Source organism: Helicobacter muridarum, from assembly GCF_000765805.2.
Classification (GTDB): Bacteria; Campylobacterota; Campylobacteria; order Campylobacterales; family Helicobacteraceae; genus Helicobacter_A; species Helicobacter_A muridarum.
This window is the reverse complement of sequence record NZ_JRPD02000001.1, coordinates 197,611-217,728: the sequence shown is the minus strand read 5'-3', so window position 1 is coordinate 217,728 and position 20,118 is coordinate 197,611. Positions and strand designations below refer to the sequence as shown.

At 34.0% G+C, this 20,118-nt stretch carries 13 protein-coding genes; 6 read left to right on the top strand and 7 right to left on the bottom strand.

Annotated features, from left to right (window positions below; genetic code table 11):
* Positions 1 to 523 precede the first annotated feature (523 nt).
* Both LS73_RS00975 and LS73_RS00970 read right to left on the bottom strand, forming a co-directional pair.
* Positions 524 to 2,158, bottom strand: a complete 1,635-nt coding sequence (locus tag LS73_RS00975; RefSeq protein WP_034557054.1) for a multidrug ABC transporter permease/ATP-binding protein — start codon at positions 2,156 to 2,158, stop codon at positions 524 to 526.
* A gap of 276 nt (positions 2,159 to 2,434) precedes the next feature.
* Positions 2,435 to 4,102, bottom strand: coding sequence for a lactate permease LctP family transporter (locus LS73_RS00970; protein ID WP_172458476.1), 1,668 nt, complete (start codon positions 4,100 to 4,102; stop codon positions 2,435 to 2,437).
* A 353-nt stretch (positions 4,103 to 4,455) separates the two neighbouring features.
* On the opposite strand from LS73_RS00970, the gene LS73_RS00965 reads away from it, so the two are divergent.
* Positions 4,456 to 5,091, top strand: coding sequence for a superoxide dismutase (locus LS73_RS00965; RefSeq protein ID WP_034557056.1), 636 nt, complete (start codon positions 4,456 to 4,458; stop codon positions 5,089 to 5,091).
* Between the two features lie 241 nt (positions 5,092 to 5,332).
* On the opposite strand, the gene accA is transcribed toward LS73_RS00965, so the two are convergent.
* The 3 genes from accA to acpP are packed head-to-tail and all read right to left on the bottom strand — an operon-like array spanning position 5,333 to position 7,808.
* On the bottom strand, positions 5,333 to 6,274 hold the full coding sequence (gene accA, locus LS73_RS00960; protein WP_034557058.1) for an acetyl-CoA carboxylase carboxyl transferase subunit alpha: 942 nt from the start codon (positions 6,272 to 6,274) through the stop codon (positions 5,333 to 5,335).
* A gap of 2 nt (positions 6,275 to 6,276) precedes the next feature.
* Positions 6,277 to 7,524 (bottom strand): beta-ketoacyl-ACP synthase II, encoded by a 1,248-nt coding sequence (locus LS73_RS00955; protein ID WP_104692185.1) that lies wholly within the window; start codon positions 7,522 to 7,524, stop codon positions 6,277 to 6,279.
* 32 nt (positions 7,525 to 7,556) lie between these two features.
* Positions 7,557 to 7,808, bottom strand: coding sequence for an acyl carrier protein (gene acpP, locus LS73_RS00950; RefSeq protein WP_081955494.1), 252 nt, complete (start codon positions 7,806 to 7,808; stop codon positions 7,557 to 7,559).
* A 480-nt stretch (positions 7,809 to 8,288) separates the two neighbouring features.
* On the opposite strand from acpP, the gene gltB reads away from it, so the two are divergent.
* From gltB to LS73_RS00925, 5 genes are all read left to right on the top strand, one after another.
* Complete coding sequence (gene gltB, locus LS73_RS00945; RefSeq protein ID WP_233708827.1) at positions 8,289 to 13,091, top strand: glutamate synthase large subunit; 4,803 nt, start codon at positions 8,289 to 8,291, stop codon at positions 13,089 to 13,091.
* A gap of 363 nt (positions 13,092 to 13,454) precedes the next feature.
* Positions 13,455 to 15,182, top strand: a complete 1,728-nt coding sequence (locus tag LS73_RS00940) for an ABC transporter ATP-binding protein (protein ID WP_034557061.1) — start codon at positions 13,455 to 13,457, stop codon at positions 15,180 to 15,182.
* A gap of 10 nt (positions 15,183 to 15,192) precedes the next feature.
* Positions 15,193 to 16,041 carry a threonine/serine exporter family protein gene (locus LS73_RS00935; RefSeq protein WP_236097212.1) on the top strand — a complete coding sequence of 283 codons (849 nt, stop codon included), beginning with the start codon at positions 15,193 to 15,195 and terminating at the stop codon, positions 16,039 to 16,041.
* Complete coding sequence (locus tag LS73_RS00930) at positions 16,034 to 16,660, top strand: threonine/serine exporter family protein (protein WP_034557062.1); 627 nt, start codon at positions 16,034 to 16,036, stop codon at positions 16,658 to 16,660. Before LS73_RS00935 ends, LS73_RS00930 begins: the two co-directional genes overlap by 8 nt.
* A 10-nt stretch (positions 16,661 to 16,670) precedes the next feature.
* Positions 16,671 to 17,657, top strand: coding sequence for a DUF475 domain-containing protein (locus LS73_RS00925; protein WP_034557064.1), 987 nt, complete (start codon positions 16,671 to 16,673; stop codon positions 17,655 to 17,657).
* A 53-nt stretch (positions 17,658 to 17,710) separates the two neighbouring features.
* On the opposite strand, the gene LS73_RS00920 is transcribed toward LS73_RS00925, so the two are convergent.
* Positions 17,711 to 19,003: an N-acetylmuramoyl-L-alanine amidase gene (locus LS73_RS00920; RefSeq protein WP_034557065.1), complete on the bottom strand. Its 1,293-nt coding sequence runs from the start codon at positions 19,001 to 19,003 to the stop codon at positions 17,711 to 17,713.
* 10 nt (positions 19,004 to 19,013) lie between these two features.
* Entirely contained in the window at positions 19,014 to 20,105 is a 1,092-nt protein-coding gene (locus LS73_RS00915; protein WP_034557066.1) for a nitronate monooxygenase, read from the bottom strand.
* Between the last annotated feature and the right edge of the window lie 13 nt (positions 20,106 to 20,118).

The following is a 20,118-nucleotide window of genomic DNA, read 5'->3' as shown; positions in this document are numbered from 1 at the left end:
AAACAATCATGTTATAGATTCTAATTTAACTAACATCTTGTCATGATTTAGGTTATATTTAGCATTTGCATTATTCTTAGGCAAAGACAAAGAATCTTTGTTTAGTCATATTGTGAATCTCTCCCTTACCATTACCATATCTTAAAGAAGCACAATAAAGCGAGGAATCTCTAATAGAAATGTCTATAGATTCTAAACCTACATTAGTTTTACTAATTAGCTATATTAAGACCTAATACTCTGTAGTATTTAAGAAAATATAAAATATACTCATAAAGATATAAATTTGTTATATCTAGCATTTATTATTCTTAGGCAAAGACAAAGAATCTTTGTTTAGTCATATTTAGCTAACTTCTATCATCTTATCATGATTTAGCTTGTGAATCTATTTTGTTATATTAAACCATTACCTAGTGATATTGAATCGCTACTTTGTTATACTGAAAGAATTTGAAGTATCTCTTTTAGAATCCTTTAGAGATTCTTAGCTTTCTTTAAAAATCTAAGACATGGCAAAAAATTAGAATTTATCTACTACATTCTTAGCAATCTCTTGGACATTATCGCCTATAATTTCACAAATCTCTCCATTCTTAGCTAAAAAGATTCTATCTGTTATGTCAAAATATAAGTTATCATGACTAATTACAAAAATAGTTTTACCCATTGCTTTAAGTTTGGGCAATAATACTTCATAGAAAAACCTGCGAAAAAGCGGATCTTGGTCAGCCGCCCATTCATCAAGAATAAGAATATCTCTCTCCTCTAATAAGGCTATTAGCATAGCGATTCGCTTACGTTGCCCTGTAGATAGCTTAGTTGTATTCACATGATTATTGTAAATGCCAATCTTAGCATCTAGCTCCAAAATATCTAGCCATTCTTGAACATGTTTAGAATCTGCAAAAGAATCCCTAGACAATATCTGAGTAAATAAATGAAAATCACTAAATATTGCGCTAATTAGATTCCTATATAACGCGATATTATCGGATACAATAGGCGTAGAATCAAGCAGGATTCTACCTTCATTTGGCTGTATTAATCCAGCTAAAAGCATAGAAAAGGTAGATTTCCCACTACCATTCTTACCTATCAAAAATATAAGCTCTCCTCTATGAATCTCTATGTTAGTGGGCTTTAGACTAAAGGCGTTATTATAAGAGAAACTAACATTCTCAAACCTAATATTATTCCATACAATATTTTGCTTGGGGATTGTAAAATCTGGCTTGTAATCTTGTAAATTAAGATTGCGTATCTTATCAAGCGATATTTTGGCAATCATTAAAGTAGGTAAATTCCCCACCAATGTAACAAGTGGTGTGCGCAAAAATAAAATTACCAAAGCTATGGTTGTGGCATCTTCAAGACTTGCCCAATCAAAACGTAAGGCACAATAAAACTCAAGCCCTATTAAACCTAGCAATGCAGTATTTCCCCAATTACCAGAAATACTTTGATAGATATTGCTTTTAACATTGCTAATCTTTTTGTTATGAGCATTTTTTATAAAATCATTATCATAATAATATTTAGCACGAAATCGATTTAGGGTTAATTCCTTATGTCCATCAATTATATGTTGATAATTGAGCTGTAAAGAGTCATCGCTATCTCGAGAATTTTTGAAATTCTTATAAACATTTCGCATTAAATAATGATTAATCCAAAATACAATTACAATCCATACAAAACTAATAATAAATATTTGAATCGAAAGATAAAAAAGATAAAAGCTTGTGCAAATGATTAGAACGAGAGATTGAATAAAATCTGGCAAACGCAACAACCCAAAAGAAACAGTTCGCACATCATTGCCTAGTGAAGCGAGTAATTTTGCCTTGCCAATCTCATGGACTCTTAGTAATGGTGTGTCAAGAAGCTGTTTTACAAGTCTTGTTTGCATAGTGAAAATAAAGCTTTGCCCAAAATATCCAAGTATAATTTCTACTAAACATGAACTTAGAAAAAACACAATTAAAATAATAATAAAATACCATATTATATTATTATTACTAATATTTGATTTTAATAAATACTGATTGATGAAAGCTAAAATTCCAATCCCAAAGAGGCTAGTAAAAACGCTTGCAAACAAAAACATTAAAACCTTGTATTTATTTCTGATAAGAAACGATACGATGAAATCCATAGATTCTACTCTCATAATCATTGGGGTTAAATAAAGAAAGATTCTAGCATGATAATGACATGGAGTATGCTAAGCATAAAATGTAAAAATCTATAGCATTAACAAAGGGTTAGGTAATTGCCTACTATAGTAATACAATTTGATTTAACAACAAATATAAATCAAGCCAAGAAAGAGAAAGTAATCTATAGCATCAATGTAAGAAACAAGTATACAAAGCCAAAGCATCAAATCTAATTATAAAAGATTGCTTAAGACCTTGTAAATGTTATTGGATTATTGTCCAACAGCTACGATTATTCCAGGTATAACATAGGCAACTATCATAGTCCAAACCCCAATAAATAATACAAAACCAATAGAATACTTCAAAGTAAATCTAAACAATTCGGACTCCCTGCCAACCAAACCAACAGCTGCACAAGCAATAGCTATACTCTGCGGGCTAATCATCTTACCAACAACTCCTCCAACTGTGTTTGCTGCCATGAAAAGAACTTCTGGCATATCTAAAACTCTAGCCGTAACTTGTTGTAGTGGTCCAAAGAGTAGATTTGAGCTAGTATCGCTACCTGTAAGGAATACACCAATCCAACCAATCAGAGGAGAGAAGAATGGGAATAATGAACCTGTATGAGATAGTGCTAAGCCCATTGTAGCGGCTTGCCCGCTATTCTTAGAGATAAAGGCAAAAGCTAAAACAAGACCTATGGTTAGTATGGGTATAGACATTTCTTTAATAGTATCGCTTGCAGATTCTATTACTATCTTTGGTGTGGCACGTAGCACAAATATACTAAGAACTGCGGCAAAGAATATTGCTGTTCCAGGATTATCAATTAACTTCCATGTCCAAACAGCTCCTAATGGAGTAGGATTGGCAACTAAAGGCTCAATCTGTATAATAGCCTTATGTAGCCCACTCATAGGGAATGCTATATTGGTATTAGATAAAGCACCACCTGCCTTAAATAGAGCCTTGAAATCTGGAATATTCCAAATTGTAATTGTTAAAACAAGCAATATAAATGGCATCCAAGCTATGATAACCTTACAAATATGATATTGCTGAACTTGAAGCTCAACACTCGAATTACTGCCTGTATCAATATTGCTTGGTTGCCAAAACTTTAAAAATATTGATGTAACTGCAATAGAAACGATTGCAGAAATAATATCTGGTAACTCTGGTCCTAAGTAATTAGAGCTTAGATATTGCACGATAGCAAATGATGAAGCAGCAACAAAAACAGCCGGAAATGTGTCCTTAACGCCTTTAAAGCCACTCATCAAGAAAACAATAAAGAAAGGGACAAACATAGTAAGAGGAGGTAACATACGACCAACCATAGCGGCAATATCACTAGCAGGTATACCTACTGCATTGCCTAACGCTATAATCGGAATTCCAACCGCTCCAAACGCTACAGGAGCAGTATTTGCAATCATACATAAACCAGCTGCATATAGTGGTCTTAAGCCTAATCCTACAAGCAATGCCGCAGTAATTGCAACAGGTCCACCAAACCCAATAGCACCCTCTAAAAATGCACCAAAACAAAATGCAATTAAAATAACTTGTAATCTCTGATCTGGAGTAACTGCTATGACACTTTGTTTTAAAATATCAAAGTAACCAGTCTTTACAGCAATTTTATATAAAAATATTGCTGCAATTATAATCCATGCAATAGGCCAAAGCCCAGTTAAAAATCCTTGTATAAAACTCATAATAACCATATTAAATGGCATACCATACACAACAAGTGCTATTAATCCGCTAAGACCAACAGTTAAAGCTGCTGCTACCCAGCCCTTGAGCTTAAACCACACAAGACATGCCAAAAACAATAAAATGGGCAACAACGCCACAAAACCGCTTATCCATAGATTATTTGCTATGGGCATATAATTTTGCGTCCAAGTAATCGCATTAGTATCCATCAGTTATCCTTGTAATTATGTTTAAATATACAATTAAGTATGACTTTACATCATACTATAAGTCATAATTAAAGTAAAAATATTATATTGGAAAAATATCATACATAATTCTTTTTGTTATTTAATGCTACAAAATGTAATCAATAAAATTAAATTTTACGATTTTACTCACTAAACTAAAGATAATACAAAAATAAAGAATCTTAATCTATAAATTTCTATCTCTAGCAAAATTGCATTATTTAAATACGTTATCAATATTTATGATTTAAACAAAATTACCCTATAACAAGAAAATTAAATAAAAAATATTATAATGCCTATACAGTTTATCTTTTTTAAAGGAATATATTATGTTTGAATTACGAAAATTGCCTTATAATAAGGATTCCATGGGAGATTTTTTAAGTTCTTCTACATTTGATTATCACTATGGTAAACATCATAGCACATATATAACAAATCTAAATAATCTCATAAAAGACAATGAATTCCAAAACTTAGATTTATACGAAATAATCAAAAAATCTAGTGGAGGGTTATTTAACAACGCAGCCCAAGTATATAACCATGACTTTTATTGGGACTGCATAAGCCCCAATAAAACTGAACTATCTGATGAGTTAAAAAATGCTATTGATTCAGAGTTTGGCTCATTAGCTGGATTTAAGGAGAAATTCCTCCAAGCAGCTACAACTCTATTTGGTGCTGGGTGGTGTTGGCTTGTTTATAACACCTCAAATAGCAAAATGGAAATTGTGCAGACAAGCAATGCAGCTACACCTATAACAGAAGACAAGATTCCGCTTTTAGTAGTTGATGTTTGGGAGCATGCCTACTATATAGATCATAAGAATGCAAGACCAGTATATCTAGAAAAATTCTTCTCACATATACATTGGGCTTTTGTTTCTAAAGCATATGAATGGGCAAAAAAAGAAGGTGTTAATTCTATTAGATTTTATGTAAATGATATTCACAAAAGGTAATGGACATCGTTAGTGGGCTACCTACAAAACTAATTTCATTTTAATCCTCATTAAGCAGAAATCCCAACTGCCTTGAGCTGGTGGGTAATTCACTCAATATGTAAAATCTTAAGCTTATAGCGATTCTACAAATTGCATATTAAACTAAGATAAAAGATATTAATGTCAATCAAAATACTAGACAACTAAAATAAAAAATAACTTATTGGTTATAATGTATACGCCAGACATAATAAAACTATTATGAAGATGAGTTATTTAAAAATGATCCATAACTCATAAGCTTTTCATAGCGAGTATTAATAAAATTAGAATCAGAACGTATTTTATTTAGGGATTCTAAGAAATAATTTTTAATACTTTTTGCAGCTTCTTTTTTATTTCGATGCGCACCACTACTAGGCTCTTTAATAATATCGTCAATCAAATTTGCCTTTTTTAATTCATTAGGAGTAATCTTCATGGCTTTTGTTGCTGCCTCAATCTTTGTTGGATCATTCCATAAAATAGCAGCACAACCTTCAGGAGAGATAACACTAAAGATAGAATATTCCATCATAGCAAGCCTATCAGCTACACCAATGGCTAATGCACCTCCGCTACCACCCTCTCCTATAACAATAGAGATAGTAGGGATCTGCAACACAGCAAATTCTTGAAGATTCTTAGCTATGGCTTCACTCTGTCCTCTTTCTTCTGCTCCCAAACCCGGATATGCACCAGCTGTATCTATGAGCATAAGAAGAGGAATATTAAACTTTTCCGCCATCTTAGCGACTCTTAAGGCTTTTCTATATCCTTCAGGATTAGGCATACCAAAATTACGAATAATCTTATTCTTAGTCCCTCTGCCCTTTTCTTCTCCAATAACCATTACTCTTTCGTTATTTATCTTACCTAGAAAGCAAACAATAGCCTTATCATCACTAAAATGCCTATCTCCAAAAATTTCATATGGATCTTCCAATATCATTTCTATATAATCAAGAGCATATGGTCTATCTGGGTGTCTTGCTAGAAGCAGCTTTTGATAATCATTTAGGTTAGAATAAACTTTATTTATTTCTTCGTTCAACTCTTTTTGCAAGATTTGTATCGCAACATCGTCATTCCTCATGCGTGCAGATTCTATATCTTCTTGCAAAGATTTTAGCCGTTGTTCAAAATCTAAATAAGTTGCCATATTTATACTTTTTTGAAAATCACTACACTATTAGTTCCGCCAAAACCAAATGAATTACTCATAACAGAATTTATAGTTGCACTCCTAGGAGAGTTAGGAATATAATCAATATCACAAAGTTCATCTTTTTCTTCTTGATTAATTGTGGGCGGCATAATACCATTTTGCATAGCAAGTATTGATATAACAGCCTCAATTGCACCTGCAGCTCCTAGGCAATGCCCAAGCTGCCCCTTGGTGGAACTAACAGGGGGGACATTATTATTAAAAGCTAATTTCAATGCTTTAGTTTCAAATATATCATTATAATATGTGCTGGTGCCATGAGCATTAATATAATCAGGTCTTAATTTCGCCATTCTTAAGGCATCCATAACAGCACGATAAGCACCCTCGCCCTCTGGTGCTGGAGTGGTGATATGATTAGCATCACCACTCTCGCCAAATCCGCAAAGCTCAGCATAGATAAATGCCCCTCTTGCCTTGGCTTGCTCATAATCTTCTAAAACCAATGCTCCAGAACCTTCACCCATAACAAATCCATCTCGCTTCTTGTCAAAAGGTCTTGAGGCTTTTTTTGGATCGCTACAAGAACTTAATGCTTTCATAGCTGCAAATCCTCCAATACCTACTTCACAAATTGTAGACTCTGAACCTACTACAAGCATTTTATCCATACTGCCAACCATTATTGTCTTTGCAGCTTCTATGATAGCATGAGTTCCAGCTGCACAGGCAGTAACACTAGAGATATTAGCACCTTTAATTCTATGTTGAATAGAAACAAATCCGCCAAGCATATTTACAAGAGCAGAAGGAATAAAAAATGGATTAATGCGCCTTGGTCCTTTAGTATGGCATGCTATGGAGTTATTTTGTATGACTTCCAATCCACCAATTCCAGCAGCGGAACTAACACCAAATCTATCACTCACATCGCTTAATATTGTAAGATTGGGATCAAGAAAAGATTGCTTAACATTTTTATTACTATCCAATAAAGCTTCTCTACTTGCCAATAATCCCAGCTGAATAAATCTATGAGCTTTTTTTACTTCTCTTGCTTCAAGAACAGATTCAGGATCAAACCCTTCAACCTCGGCGGCAATTCGAACAGGGAAATCCTTTGTATCAAAGGACTTTATGTGGTTGATTCCGCATTCACCTTTAACTATTCGATCAAAGGAATCGTCCTTGTTCAATCCTAGCGCATTTACCATGCCCATTCCCGTTACTACAACTCTTCGCAACACTATTCCTTAAAATATAAAATATCTGGAAATTATTCAGAAGCCGCCTGATATTCAGCAATGTAATTAACTACATCTTGAACGGTTTTTATTTTCTCTGCGGACTCATCTGGGATTTTTATATCAAATTTTTCTTCTAAAGCCATAATAAACTCAACTACATCAAGACTATCCGCATTCAAATCCTTAACAAAGTCAGACTCTGGCTTAATTTCTTCTTCTTTTACTTTTAGTTCTTCAGCCACCAATACTTTGACTTTTTCAAAAATATCTACATTCATCATAATGCAACTCCTAACAAACCTTAATAGTTGAAATGTATTTCTTATTCTAACCAAAAAACTTGACAATATCAAAATAAGAAAAGCAAAATTATAACATAAAATCATAGTTTAATGATTTAATGGATAAAGACATCTTGGCTTATTTATGGAGTTAAGGATATAAATTTATAGTATATAGAAAATCTTTAATAATCCATTATATTATTGTTTGTTGTAATTTTTACATACATTGAATAGTTAATTAAGCATATAACAAGCAATAATATAAGCAATAACAAATTACAAACCTTAAAAAGGACTACTATAAACAATATAAATTGCTAGAAAGATACAAATGTGAATTCAACTAAATAATTATGTAGGGCTAAATCACCTTACGCTTTAGAGCAAGCAAGTGTTTCATAAAGCAAACATAAACATAACAAGCAAGTAAAATATTTTAGTATAATCTAGTTAGATTTAGTCAAGGGAAGTATTATGATAGACTTAGATAATGTGCAAGATTTCAAACAGAATGGACTATATAACCCTCGCAATGAGCATGATGCCTGTGGCATAGGAGCAATTGCAAATATCAAAGGAATAAAATCACATAAACTAATTAAAGATGCATTAACAATCTTAGAGAATTTAGAGCATAGAGGCGGAGCGCAAAAAAATAGCGGCGATGGTGCAGGAATGTTAATACAAATTCCGCATAAATTCTTTAAAACTCAGAATCTAAATTTTGATCTGCCAGATGAGGGAGATTATTCAGTAGCTCAAATATTTCTTTCGCCAAATGAGAGCTCAAAGAAGCAAGGTATAGATATATTCACAAACGGAATAAAAGAAAGTTCACTAGAATTATTAGGCTTTAGAGAAGTTCCAACAAACCCAATAATCATTGGTGAAGCCGCTAGAAATAGCATGCCCTACATCTTACAGGCATTTATTAAAAAACCTACAGACATTGCAAGAGGCGTAGATTTTGAACGTAAACTATATATTACTAGAAGGCTAATTGAGAAAAGAGCATTGCATGTTCCAAAATTCTACATATCAAGCTTTTCTTCACGCACAATAGTCTATAAGGGTATGTTGGTTTCCACTCAAGTAAGCGATTTTTATCTTGATTTTCAAAATTTGAATGTAGAATCTGCAATCTGTCTTGTACATTCAAGATTTTCTACAAACACATTCCCTAGTTGGGAACGTGCACACCCAAATAGATACATAGTGCACAATGGTGAAATCAATACAATAAATGGAAATGTAAATTCTATGAAAGCTAGAGAGGGAACTTGCCAATCAGAATATATCGAAGATTTATCACAAGTTTTTCCTATCATTGCAAAACCTAGTAGCGACTCGGCTATGTTTGATAACACTTTGGAATTTTTAATAATGAATGGTAGGAGCTTGGAGGAAGCAATCATGTTAATGATTCCAGAGCCATGGAGCAAAAACGATTCTATGGATAAAACAAAACGTAGTTTTTATGAATTTAATTCAACATTTATGGAACCATGGGATGGACCTGCTTCTATAATATTTAGCGATGGAGTTATAATGGGGGCTAGTCTTGATAGGAATGGATTTCGTCCATCTAGATATTACATTACCAAAGATGACTTTTTAATCCTATCAAGTGAAACAGGAGCATTAAAGATTAATGAATCAAATATCAAAGAAAAAAAGAGGCTAGAGCCTGGCAAGCTATTATTGGTAGATACGCAAAAAGGACGCGTTATAGCAGATGAAGAAATCAAAATGCAATATGCTCATGCAAAACCATATGAGAAGTGGCTAAAAAATTTAATTGTGTTGGATAAAATAAATATAGATGAATTAGATACAGAGCCTGATAGCACTTATGAAATCACAAAACAACGAGTTCCTAGTAAAAAATCGGAAAAAAAGAGTGCAAATTCCGCTGCTGGCACTAACAAAGGTAATATTGCATCAATTAGTAATTCATATAATCAAAATTCACTTTCGCAACAAGACTTACAACATATTTCAATACTACAAAGAGCCTTTGGATATAGTTATGATGAATTAACGTTAAGTATAGAGCAAATGGCTTGCAATGGCAAGGAAGTTCTAGCTAGTATGGGAGTAGATACCCCATTAGCACTATTAAGTCCGAATCCTCAACCTCTTTTCAATTATTTTAAACAGCTTTTTGCTCAAGTTACAAATCCGCCGCTAGATTCCATGCGTGAGAGGATCGTTACAAGTTGTAGAAATTACATTGGTAAAGAAAGCAATCTATTGCAACCAAATGCAAATAATGCTAAAAGAATCCGCATTTCAAGACCAATTATAAATAGTGAAGAATTTTACAAGATTTCACACTTGGAATCAAGGGGCTTTAAAAGCAAAACAATCTCACTTCTCTTTGAAAAAAGTGAGCTAAACAAAGAACTATGTGGAGAGCACAATGTGCTAGAAGAAGTGTTACAAAGAATCTTCTTGCAAGCAAATGAGGCAATATCAAATGGTATTCAAATATTAATATTGAGCGATAGAGGGTTAGATAACAATCACTTATATGTTCCAAGCTTACTAGCAACTTCTGCTTTACACCATCACTTAGTGCGAACATCACAGAGAACTAAGGCAAGTATTATCATAGAGAGTGCTGAACCAAGAGAGATACATCATTTGGCATGTCTGCTAGGATATGGTGCAACTGCTGTATACCCATATTTGGTATATGATTCTATTGCGTCATTAATAAAACAAGGCAGATTAAAAATTAAGTATGAAGAAGGCGTAAATAACTTCGTCAATGCTGCAACCGATGGCATTATTAAGATTGCCTCAAAAATGGGCGTATCTACTCTTCAAAGCTACAATGGAGCCCAAATATTTGAAGCATTGGGAGTTTCTAGTGAGCTTATTAACTCTCACTTTAGTGGCACACAAACAAATATTGAAGGAATTGATTGTGATGATATTTTACGTGATGTAGTAAGACTGCATAATAATGCATTTAGCTCTCCTGCTGCTAACAATAACACATTAACACAGGAGCTAGAAAGCATTGGTTTACATGGATATCGCAGTGGAAAATATCCAAATGGCAATACAGATAATACTAAAGAAGAGCATTTATACGATCCGCTTATGATTTACAAATTACAAAACTCATGCAGAAATGCCAATTATAATGAGTTTAAAGAATATGTAAATATTGTGGATTCTAAAATTGTGCATATTAGGCATTGTATGGACATGGATTTTTCACAAGCAATTTCAATTAACGAAGTAGAAAGCACAGAATCAATTGTAAGAAGATTCAAAACTGGTGCAATGAGCTATGGATCTATATCAAAAGAAGCACATGAATGCCTAGCTATTGCAATGAATAGGATTAAAGGACAGAGCAACACAGGCGAAGGAGGTGAGAATGAAGATAGATTCAAGCCATTTACTAATGAAAATAGTGCAAACTCTGCCATTAAGCAAGTAGCAAGTGGTAGATTTGGTGTAAGCATTAACTACCTAGTAAACAGTAAAGAGATTCAAATAAAAATAGCACAAGGAGCAAAACCGGGTGAAGGGGGTCAGCTACCGGGCAAAAAAGTATATCCATGGATAGCCAATGCTCGTAACTCAACTCCCGGCGTTACATTAATCTCCCCACCACCTCATCACGATATTTACTCTATTGAAGATTTAGCGCAGCTAATATTTGATCTAAAAAATGCAAACAGGGAAGCAAAGATTTCAGTAAAACTTGTTAGTGAAAGCGGTATAGGCACTGTCGCAGCAGGGGTAGCCAAAGCTGGAGCAGATACGATATTAATCTCTGGCTATGATGGTGGCACTGGTGCTAGCCCTAGGACATCTATTGCAAATGCTGGCATACCGTGGGAACTTGGTTTAGCAGAAGTGCATCAGACGCTAATTCTAAATGGATTGCGTGAAAAGGTAAGGCTAGAGGTTGATGGCAAACTTTTAAGCGGTAGAGATTTAGCAATTGCTACACTACTTGGTGCCGAAGACTTTGGCTTCGCAACTGCTCCTTTAGTTGTGCTTGGCTGCACTATGATGCGTGTTTGCAACCTTAACACATGTCCATTCGGAATCGCAACGCAAAATGAATTTTTACGCAATAAATTCACAGGTAAGCCTGAGCATGTTGTGAATTTTATGCATTTTATTGCGCAAAATCTACGCGAATACATGGCATTACTGGGCTTTAAGAATTTAGATTCTATGGTTGGTCGCAGTGATAAATTGCAACGCAGCAGTAAACTATCACTATCATATAGCAATGCTAAATTATCTGGATATGAAAACCTAACAAAGATAACACTTAAAAAAGCAAAAAAGATTAGCTTGGATAGAATCTTACACAATCCTTTGACATACAATAGGACAAATACACATTGCAAGGACTATCAACGTCTTAATTTGGACGCAAGCAGAGATGTAAGTGTTATATTGCCACAGGTTAGATCTGCAATTACAAAAGGCAAAAATGTGCATTTAGAGTTAGAAGTAAGCAATATCACAGGTAGAACATTTGGCACGATTCTAAGCTCTGAAATCACTCGTGTGCATGGTAAGGCTGGCTTAGAAGAAGATAGTATCACTATAATTACACATGGCAATGGAGGTAATAGTTTTGGTGCTTTTCTAAATCATGGCGTAACACTTAAAATAATTGGGGACGCTAATGATTATTTAGGTAAAGGCTTGAGCGGAGGTAAGATTATCGTTCATAAATCAGATGCAGCTACTTTTGCCGCAGAGGAAAATATAATAGCAGGCAATGTATGCCTATATGGAGCAATACAAGGAGAGGTATATTTAGATGGTATTGTTGGCGAGAGATTTTGTGTTCGTAATTCTGGCGTAAAAGCCGTATGTTTGGGTGTTGGACAACATGGTTGCGAATATATGACTGGCGGTGTTGTAGTAGTGCTAGGTGATATTGGTAGGAATTTTGCAGCTGGTATGAGTGGAGGCATTGCATACATTTACGGCAAACATAACACAGCAAACATAAACACAGAATTAGTTGATATTCGTGAACTAGATTCAAATGATGCAAGTGAAGTTGAGTGTCTCATTACAACCCATTTAAAGCATACACAATCTAAAGTTGCAAAAAAGATTCTGAATAATTTTGATGAACGCGAGTTCTTTAAGGTTATTCCACGCGATTATGAAGCGATGCTATTAAGCATAGCAAGGCACAAAAACAATGAAAATCCAATTTTAAAAGCATTTTACGAAATTACTGGAAATAAGAAAGCAAACATAGCAACAGAACCAATGAAGTAACTCTTATACCTAGAAAATTACTACTTCATTAAACATTACGGGCTACTTAGCCTAAGTTGAAATGTTAGCGATATAGACAATAAAATTCAGTCTTCTTAATGTTATTAACTATTATAAATTTACTTATGCTTAATATGTAAATTCTATTTGAAATAGAATAATAAACCAAAAATCATATAAATTATGTAGCAGACTAAAGATATAAACAAAAAAACCAATATACCATATATTTAAATTACAAAATTGACAATATTACATTCAAATAAATCCTTTATGTAGCCTCAATAGCTTAGTGGACTGAATTTTTTTGCATTGGCAACTTGATGTTATAATTTTAAACCTTATCAACCAACAGGAGTTTTGATGAAGCCCAATTTGAAAAAAGACATAAAGCTTTTTTTTAGACGTTATTGGCATTATATCACTATGCATAAGTGGCATTATTTCATGCTCATTGTTGGAATGGTTATTGGAGCTATTGGGTCTGGGGGTAGCGCATATGTAATTAAGCCTCTAACTGATAAAGTCTTCGAAGCAAAAGATGAAAGTATGCTATATATTATTCCTCTAGCACTCATAACAGTATTCTTTGTGAAGGGTTTAGGTTCTTATATACAAGGATACTATATGTCATATATCAGCGCAAACGTAAATAAGCTTATGCGTGAGAATATGTTAAAACACTTGTTAAGCTTTGAGCTTGGATTTTTTGATAAAAAGCGAGGTGGTGAACTATTTTCTAGAATCAACGATATAGGCACAGTAACAGAATTCGCTACAGTATATCCTATGAATCTACTCAATACCTGTTTGACTATACTAGCCTATGCTATTGTGATTATATATAATGGCTCATTCTTGGCTCTCCTAGCATTTGCTATCATGCCTCTTTGTCTCATTCCCATTCGCATAATCGCAAAAAAACTTAGAGCCTTAGCCAATGAAAGCTTCCAAAGCGGTGTAAATATGTCCTCAAGGCTTCTTGAGATATTTAATAATATGGAGATCATCAAAGCAAATTCAGGCGAAAAGCTAGAATATAATCACTACAAGCAAGAAAGCGACAATATGTTCCAATTAACAAGAAAATCTACTCGAATAAGTTTACTTACATCTCCGGTAATGGAGTTTTTAGCCTCAATAGCTATTGCTATTGTAGTTATTATAGGTGGTAGGGAAGTTATACAAGGGCAACTAACTACAGGCGAGTTTTTTTCTATTACAGCAGCTATGCTTTTACTATACAAGCCAATCAAAAGTCTTAATGGTAGCTTTATAGGTGTGCAATCAGCTCTTGTTGCAAGTGAGAGAATTTCAGATATTCTGGATAGAGAACCTAGTATCAAAGATGGAACAAAGATATTAAAAGCCCCTATTCACTCCATAGATATCAACGATGTAACCCTACGGTATGACAATCTTGAGGCATTGAAAAATCTTAGCATAAGCTTTAAGCGTAATACTGTTACAGCTCTCATTGGCAAGAGCGGTAGTGGGAAGAGCTCACTTGTAAACTTGATACTTAGATTCTATGAACCAATCAGAGGAAATGTATCAATCAATGGAATTGATGTTAAAGAATTCAAACAGGCAAGCCTAAGAGAGAATATAGCCATTGTTACACAGAGAATCTTTATTTTTCATGGCAGTATTGCTAGCAATGTCGCATATGGCAACGAGATTGATGAAGAAAGAGTAATAGATGCTCTAAAGAAAGCACAGGCATATGAATTTGTCCAAAACTTTGAGTTTGGAATTCACACTATACTAGATGAGTTTGGCAAAAACCTTAGTGGTGGTCAAAGGCAGAGAATAGCCATTGCTAGAGCAATATATAAGAATCCGGATATTCTAATATTAGATGAAGCAACAAGTGCTCTTGATGAACATACAGAAGAGATTTTTAAAGATACATTAAGTCTACTAAAAGAAGACAAAATCCTAATCATAATTGCTCACAGACCAAGCACAATAGAGCTTGCCCAAAGGGTAATAAGAATCAATGAAGGTCAAGTTATTAATGAGTGGAGCAAAGAAGAATATCAAGAGGCAAGGAAACAAGGCAAGATAACAAACATGGATATTGCATAGAGTATGAAGTATGGAGAATGAAATTATGAAATCAGATAAGGCTATGGATTTGGATTCCAATCTTTCCAAGCCTATTAGAAAGACTAAAGCTGATATAGAAGAATTGGTTGATTTCTTGGCACTATATGCTACAGCCCTACTTGCTAATGGAGCTTATACATCAAGGATTGTTCGTTGCACTAGTCGTATTGGGCATAGTTTTGGTTATGATGTAAATATGATTATTTGGTTAAAATATATTAGCATTAACGTAACAGACAAAAATAATTATGACAATAGACGAACAAGAGTTACAACAAATAGTCTACTTAGTATGAATTTGAGAATCATTTCAGATTTAAGCGCACTTAGTTGGCAGATTCATGATAATAGAATCACTCTTAAAGAGGCAAATATTAGATTTCAGCATATCTTAAGCATAAAAAATTATGGCTTTATCCCAACGCTTCTTTCTGCTTGTATTGCAAATACTACTTTATGTAAACTCTTTAACGGAGACGTAGGTGCTCTACTTTGTGTTTTTGTAGGGACATTGATAGGATTCTCATTGAGATTTATCCTTACTAAATTCAAGGTTGATATTCGCGGAATCTTGGTGATAGTGTCTTTTGCTTCATCATTTAGCGCATATACAGGTGTATATCTTGGAATCACAGCTACGCCAGAAATCGCCATAGGCTGCAGTATATTGTATCTTATACCAGGTATGCAAATTATTAACTCACTTGTAGACATTTTACATGAATACACTCTTATGGCAGTTAGCAGGGGCATTAATATGTGTGTTTGGCTTATATGTATAGCAATAGGTGTATATATCACTTTAGATATTTCTAAAATGAGCATAATCAATGTCTAATGTTTTAGAATCTATTCCGCATTTAATGGAATTTCTACATACAGATTTCTTTAATTCTAAATCATTTAGTCATATAGCCATCAATGTAATATTTGCAATGATTTCAGCATTTGGATTTGGATATCTTTGTAATCCACCAAAAAAAATTTTATTGGGAATCATGTTAACAGCGGCACTAGGTTATCTAATACGCTCGCTTTTATTACTGTCGCCTATTTTTAATTTAGCTGGTGCTAGCTTCTTTGCTGCACTCTGCATGGGAATATTTACTATGATGATTGCTAAGCGCGTCAAAGTCCCTGTAGAAGTAATTGTTTTTCCTTGCTTGCTACCTATGTTCCCGGGAAGCTATGGATACAAAAGTATTATTTCTTTACTTACATTTTTGCAAAATACAGATAAACCAGAACAAATAGACTATTTAATAGCATTTTTCAACAACTTTATAACAATGGTGTCTGTTTCGCTATCGCTAGTAGTAGGTGCTTTGGTTACATTTATAATATTTTTTGAGCAAAGCTTTATGGTTACAAGGGGCAGCAAACAAGTATCAATTTATATCATCTTTAGAGAATTACGTAAGAACAAAAAAAATCAAGTTAAAAATAAGAGAATGTGAAGGATTGTACATGAAGTATTTTTACAGCTCATTTATCATAACAATCATAGGTTTGTTTATAGCCTTTTATTTGGGTGGTATACATGCTGTATTTATCTGCTCATTATTATCTGTGCTAGAGATTAGCCTCTCTTTTGATAATGCTGTAGTAAATGCAAAAGTATTAGACAACATGGATAAAAAATGGCGCACACGTTTTATATATTGGGGAATACCAATAGCAGTATTTGGTATGCGGTTTGTATTTCCTATTGCTATTGTATGTATAGCTAGCAAAATGGGATTTTTCGAGACGCTTTACATTGCTATGTATAATCCTAGTGAATATCACCAAGCATTAGAGAAGAATATAAATCAAATATATGTTTTTGGTGGGGCATTTTTACTCATGGTGTTTTTAGATTTTTTCTTTGATTCTAGCAGAGAGGAAAAATGGCTAACATGGATAGAATCAAACCCTATAATCAACACAATCATGAATATATCTAATATATCTGTATTATTTTCATGTATCATTGGTGTAGCTCTGCTTCTGCTCACTAAAGATTTTATGATAGGAGTAGTATATTTTTGCGCTTTAGTAGTATATTTGCTACTGTCTAGCATAAGCTCAATTATGGGTGAAGATGGGATTCGTAATGGGCTTGCTGGATTCCTATACCTAGAAGTATTAGATGCTAGTTTTAGCTTTGATGGAGTAATAGGTGCGTTTGCTCTAAGCAGCAATATATTTATTATCATGATAGGATTAGGTATTGGAGCAATGTTTGTTAGAAGCCTCACCATATATTTGGTAGAAAAGAAAGCATTGCAAGAATATATATATCTTGAACATGGGGCGCATTATGCCATTTTTGCATTAGCCATTATTATGTTATTAAAAATATTTATAGAAGTAAGCGAAGTTATTACAGGACTTATTGGCATAGGATTCATTGGTATCGCATTTATATGTTCAAAAATGAAAAATCATAAAGATAAAAAGCCCAAGATTTAAGAATCAATTAGATGCCATTTCTTTGCAAGAACATATTAGAATGTAATTAATATCTAATATCTAACAGATGGATTTCTTTCTATAAATCTATTAATGCCCCTTACAATTCCATTAGCAATAATAGACTGATATGCTTTATCTTTAAGCCTTTGAGCCTCTATTGGATGAGAGTTATATCCCACCTCTACAAGCACAGATGCCATCTTAGCTCCAACTAAAACCCAAAATGGACCCTCACGAACACCTCCGTCTAAATGCTCTTTATATGTTTTTTTAAGCTCCTTTATAATTCCATCTTGAATTTCCATACCCAATTTGGTCGAAGCTGGGATTCTATGATTGATTAGGGATTTAGCTAATATATCTACGCCTTTCTCATCAAAATCTTGTCCTTGATTCTCATTAGCAGCCACAGTTCTTGCGCGCTCGCTCCTAGCTGTAGATAGAAAATATGTCTCTACTCCCTTTGGTTGCTTAGTAGAGCCCTCTGGCATTGAATTGGCATGAATTGATATAAATAGATCTGCCTTAACTTCATTAGCCATTTCTGTCCTTCTTTGCAGCTCTATGAAAACATCACTATTCCTAGTCATATATACTATGTGCCCACTTTTATCAAGCTCCTTTGCTACCAACTGTGCTATACTAAGAACAATTATTTTTTCACAGGTTTTTGCTACTCCTTGTGCACCACAATCTTTACCTCCATGACCTGGATCTAGCATTATAATTCTCTTATTGTTATTGCCATCTTTTTTATTGCTAGGCTTAGACTTGGATACTAAAATTGGATTTGGCTGATTTTTCTTATCTTGAGAGTTAGGAGTCGTAGTGTTGGCTGGCTTTATTGGTGCAGTAGCCTTTGGTGGTTGCACTGGTGTAGCTGGTGGTTTTGTTGTGATTATAGGCTGCTTTACTTGCGGTTTAGGATCTGGTTGCGTTGGTTTTGAATTTAACGGAACACTTGATCTAGAGCTATTTTTTTCCTTGATATAGACATATAAAGTTTTACCATTAATTTTATATTCAAATTCAGTTTTTGGAGTAAGTGTTACTACAATCCTTAAACGCTCTTTATTTTTTGTATTATCATTTTGTGCAACAACAATTTGAGTTTTATTTGAAAAATTATATTCCTTTTTGTTTTTTGGGACAAAGACAGCAGATAAATCAATATATGATGTAGTTTCATTTAATTTAAGTTGAGCTATTATATCTTTTTTCTGTATAGGTCTATTCCCATCTAATCGTAGGCTAGAAACCCCAAATGGTATAACATTTTCAATGCGTAGAGTGTTAGCATATATCCCACTAAAATACAACAAAAAGAGTAGGATATAGCGCATGATTCCTCGCTTAACGTTGTGTTAACTCATCAATAAGGTCTTTCACATGCACAATTTCATTGATACGATAGCCATTTGCTCCACTAAAATATAATCCTTCTCTCTTATCTCCTAAATGACCCTTACCCAAACTATCGGCTATACAATATCCAACTTTCTTTGCTTCCTCACCTCTATGACATGGAGAAACACAATTACTTATACATTTTATCTTAGGAGCATTGCCTTCTTTTAATCGCTCAAGCACTCCTAACTTCAATGCTCTAGCAGGAAATCCAACAGGAGACTTAACTAGCTCAATGTCTTCCTTTACAATGTTTGGCATAATCTCCCTATACGCCTCTGCATCGCATTCATAAGTGCCTAAAAATCTAGTCCCCATTTGCACTCCGCTAGCACCTAATGAAAGCATTTTATCTATGTCTTTTCTATCCCATATTCCACCAGCAGCAATAACTGGAAAATTTCCCCATTGTCTTGCTTCTTCGGCAACTTTTGGGACAAGATTCTCTAATTGATATTCTTCTTTAAAACAATCTTCGTATTTAAAACCTTGATGTCCTCCACTTAATGGACCTTCTACAACAATCGCATCAGGGACTCGCTTATATCTCTCGCTCCATCTTTTGCAAATAATGCGTAATGCTCTAGCTGAAGAAACAATAGGAATTAGAGCTACTTCTGGAAAATTCTTCGTAAATTCTGGCATATTAGTAGGCAGCCCAGCACCAGAAATAATCATATTTGCTCCTACTTCACAAGCATCTCTAACAACCCTACCATAGTCATTAATAGCATAGAGTATATTAGTGCCTAATGGGTTATTGCCACAAATTTTTCTTGCATTTTTAAAAATTTCATTTAGAGCATTCCTACTATAAAAATTAATTGCCTCTAGTGGCTTACTTGAGAGAATTCTCTCTACAAACTGCATATTCTTATAATAACCTGTCCCAACTGCTGAAATAATACCTAAACAACCCTCTTTAGAGACATTACCAGCCAATCTATCCCAACTAATTCCTACGCCCATTCCGCCTTGGAATATTGGATACTTAATTGTATATTTACCTATTTTTAAACTTTGAAATGTTTGTTGCATATACATGCCTTAA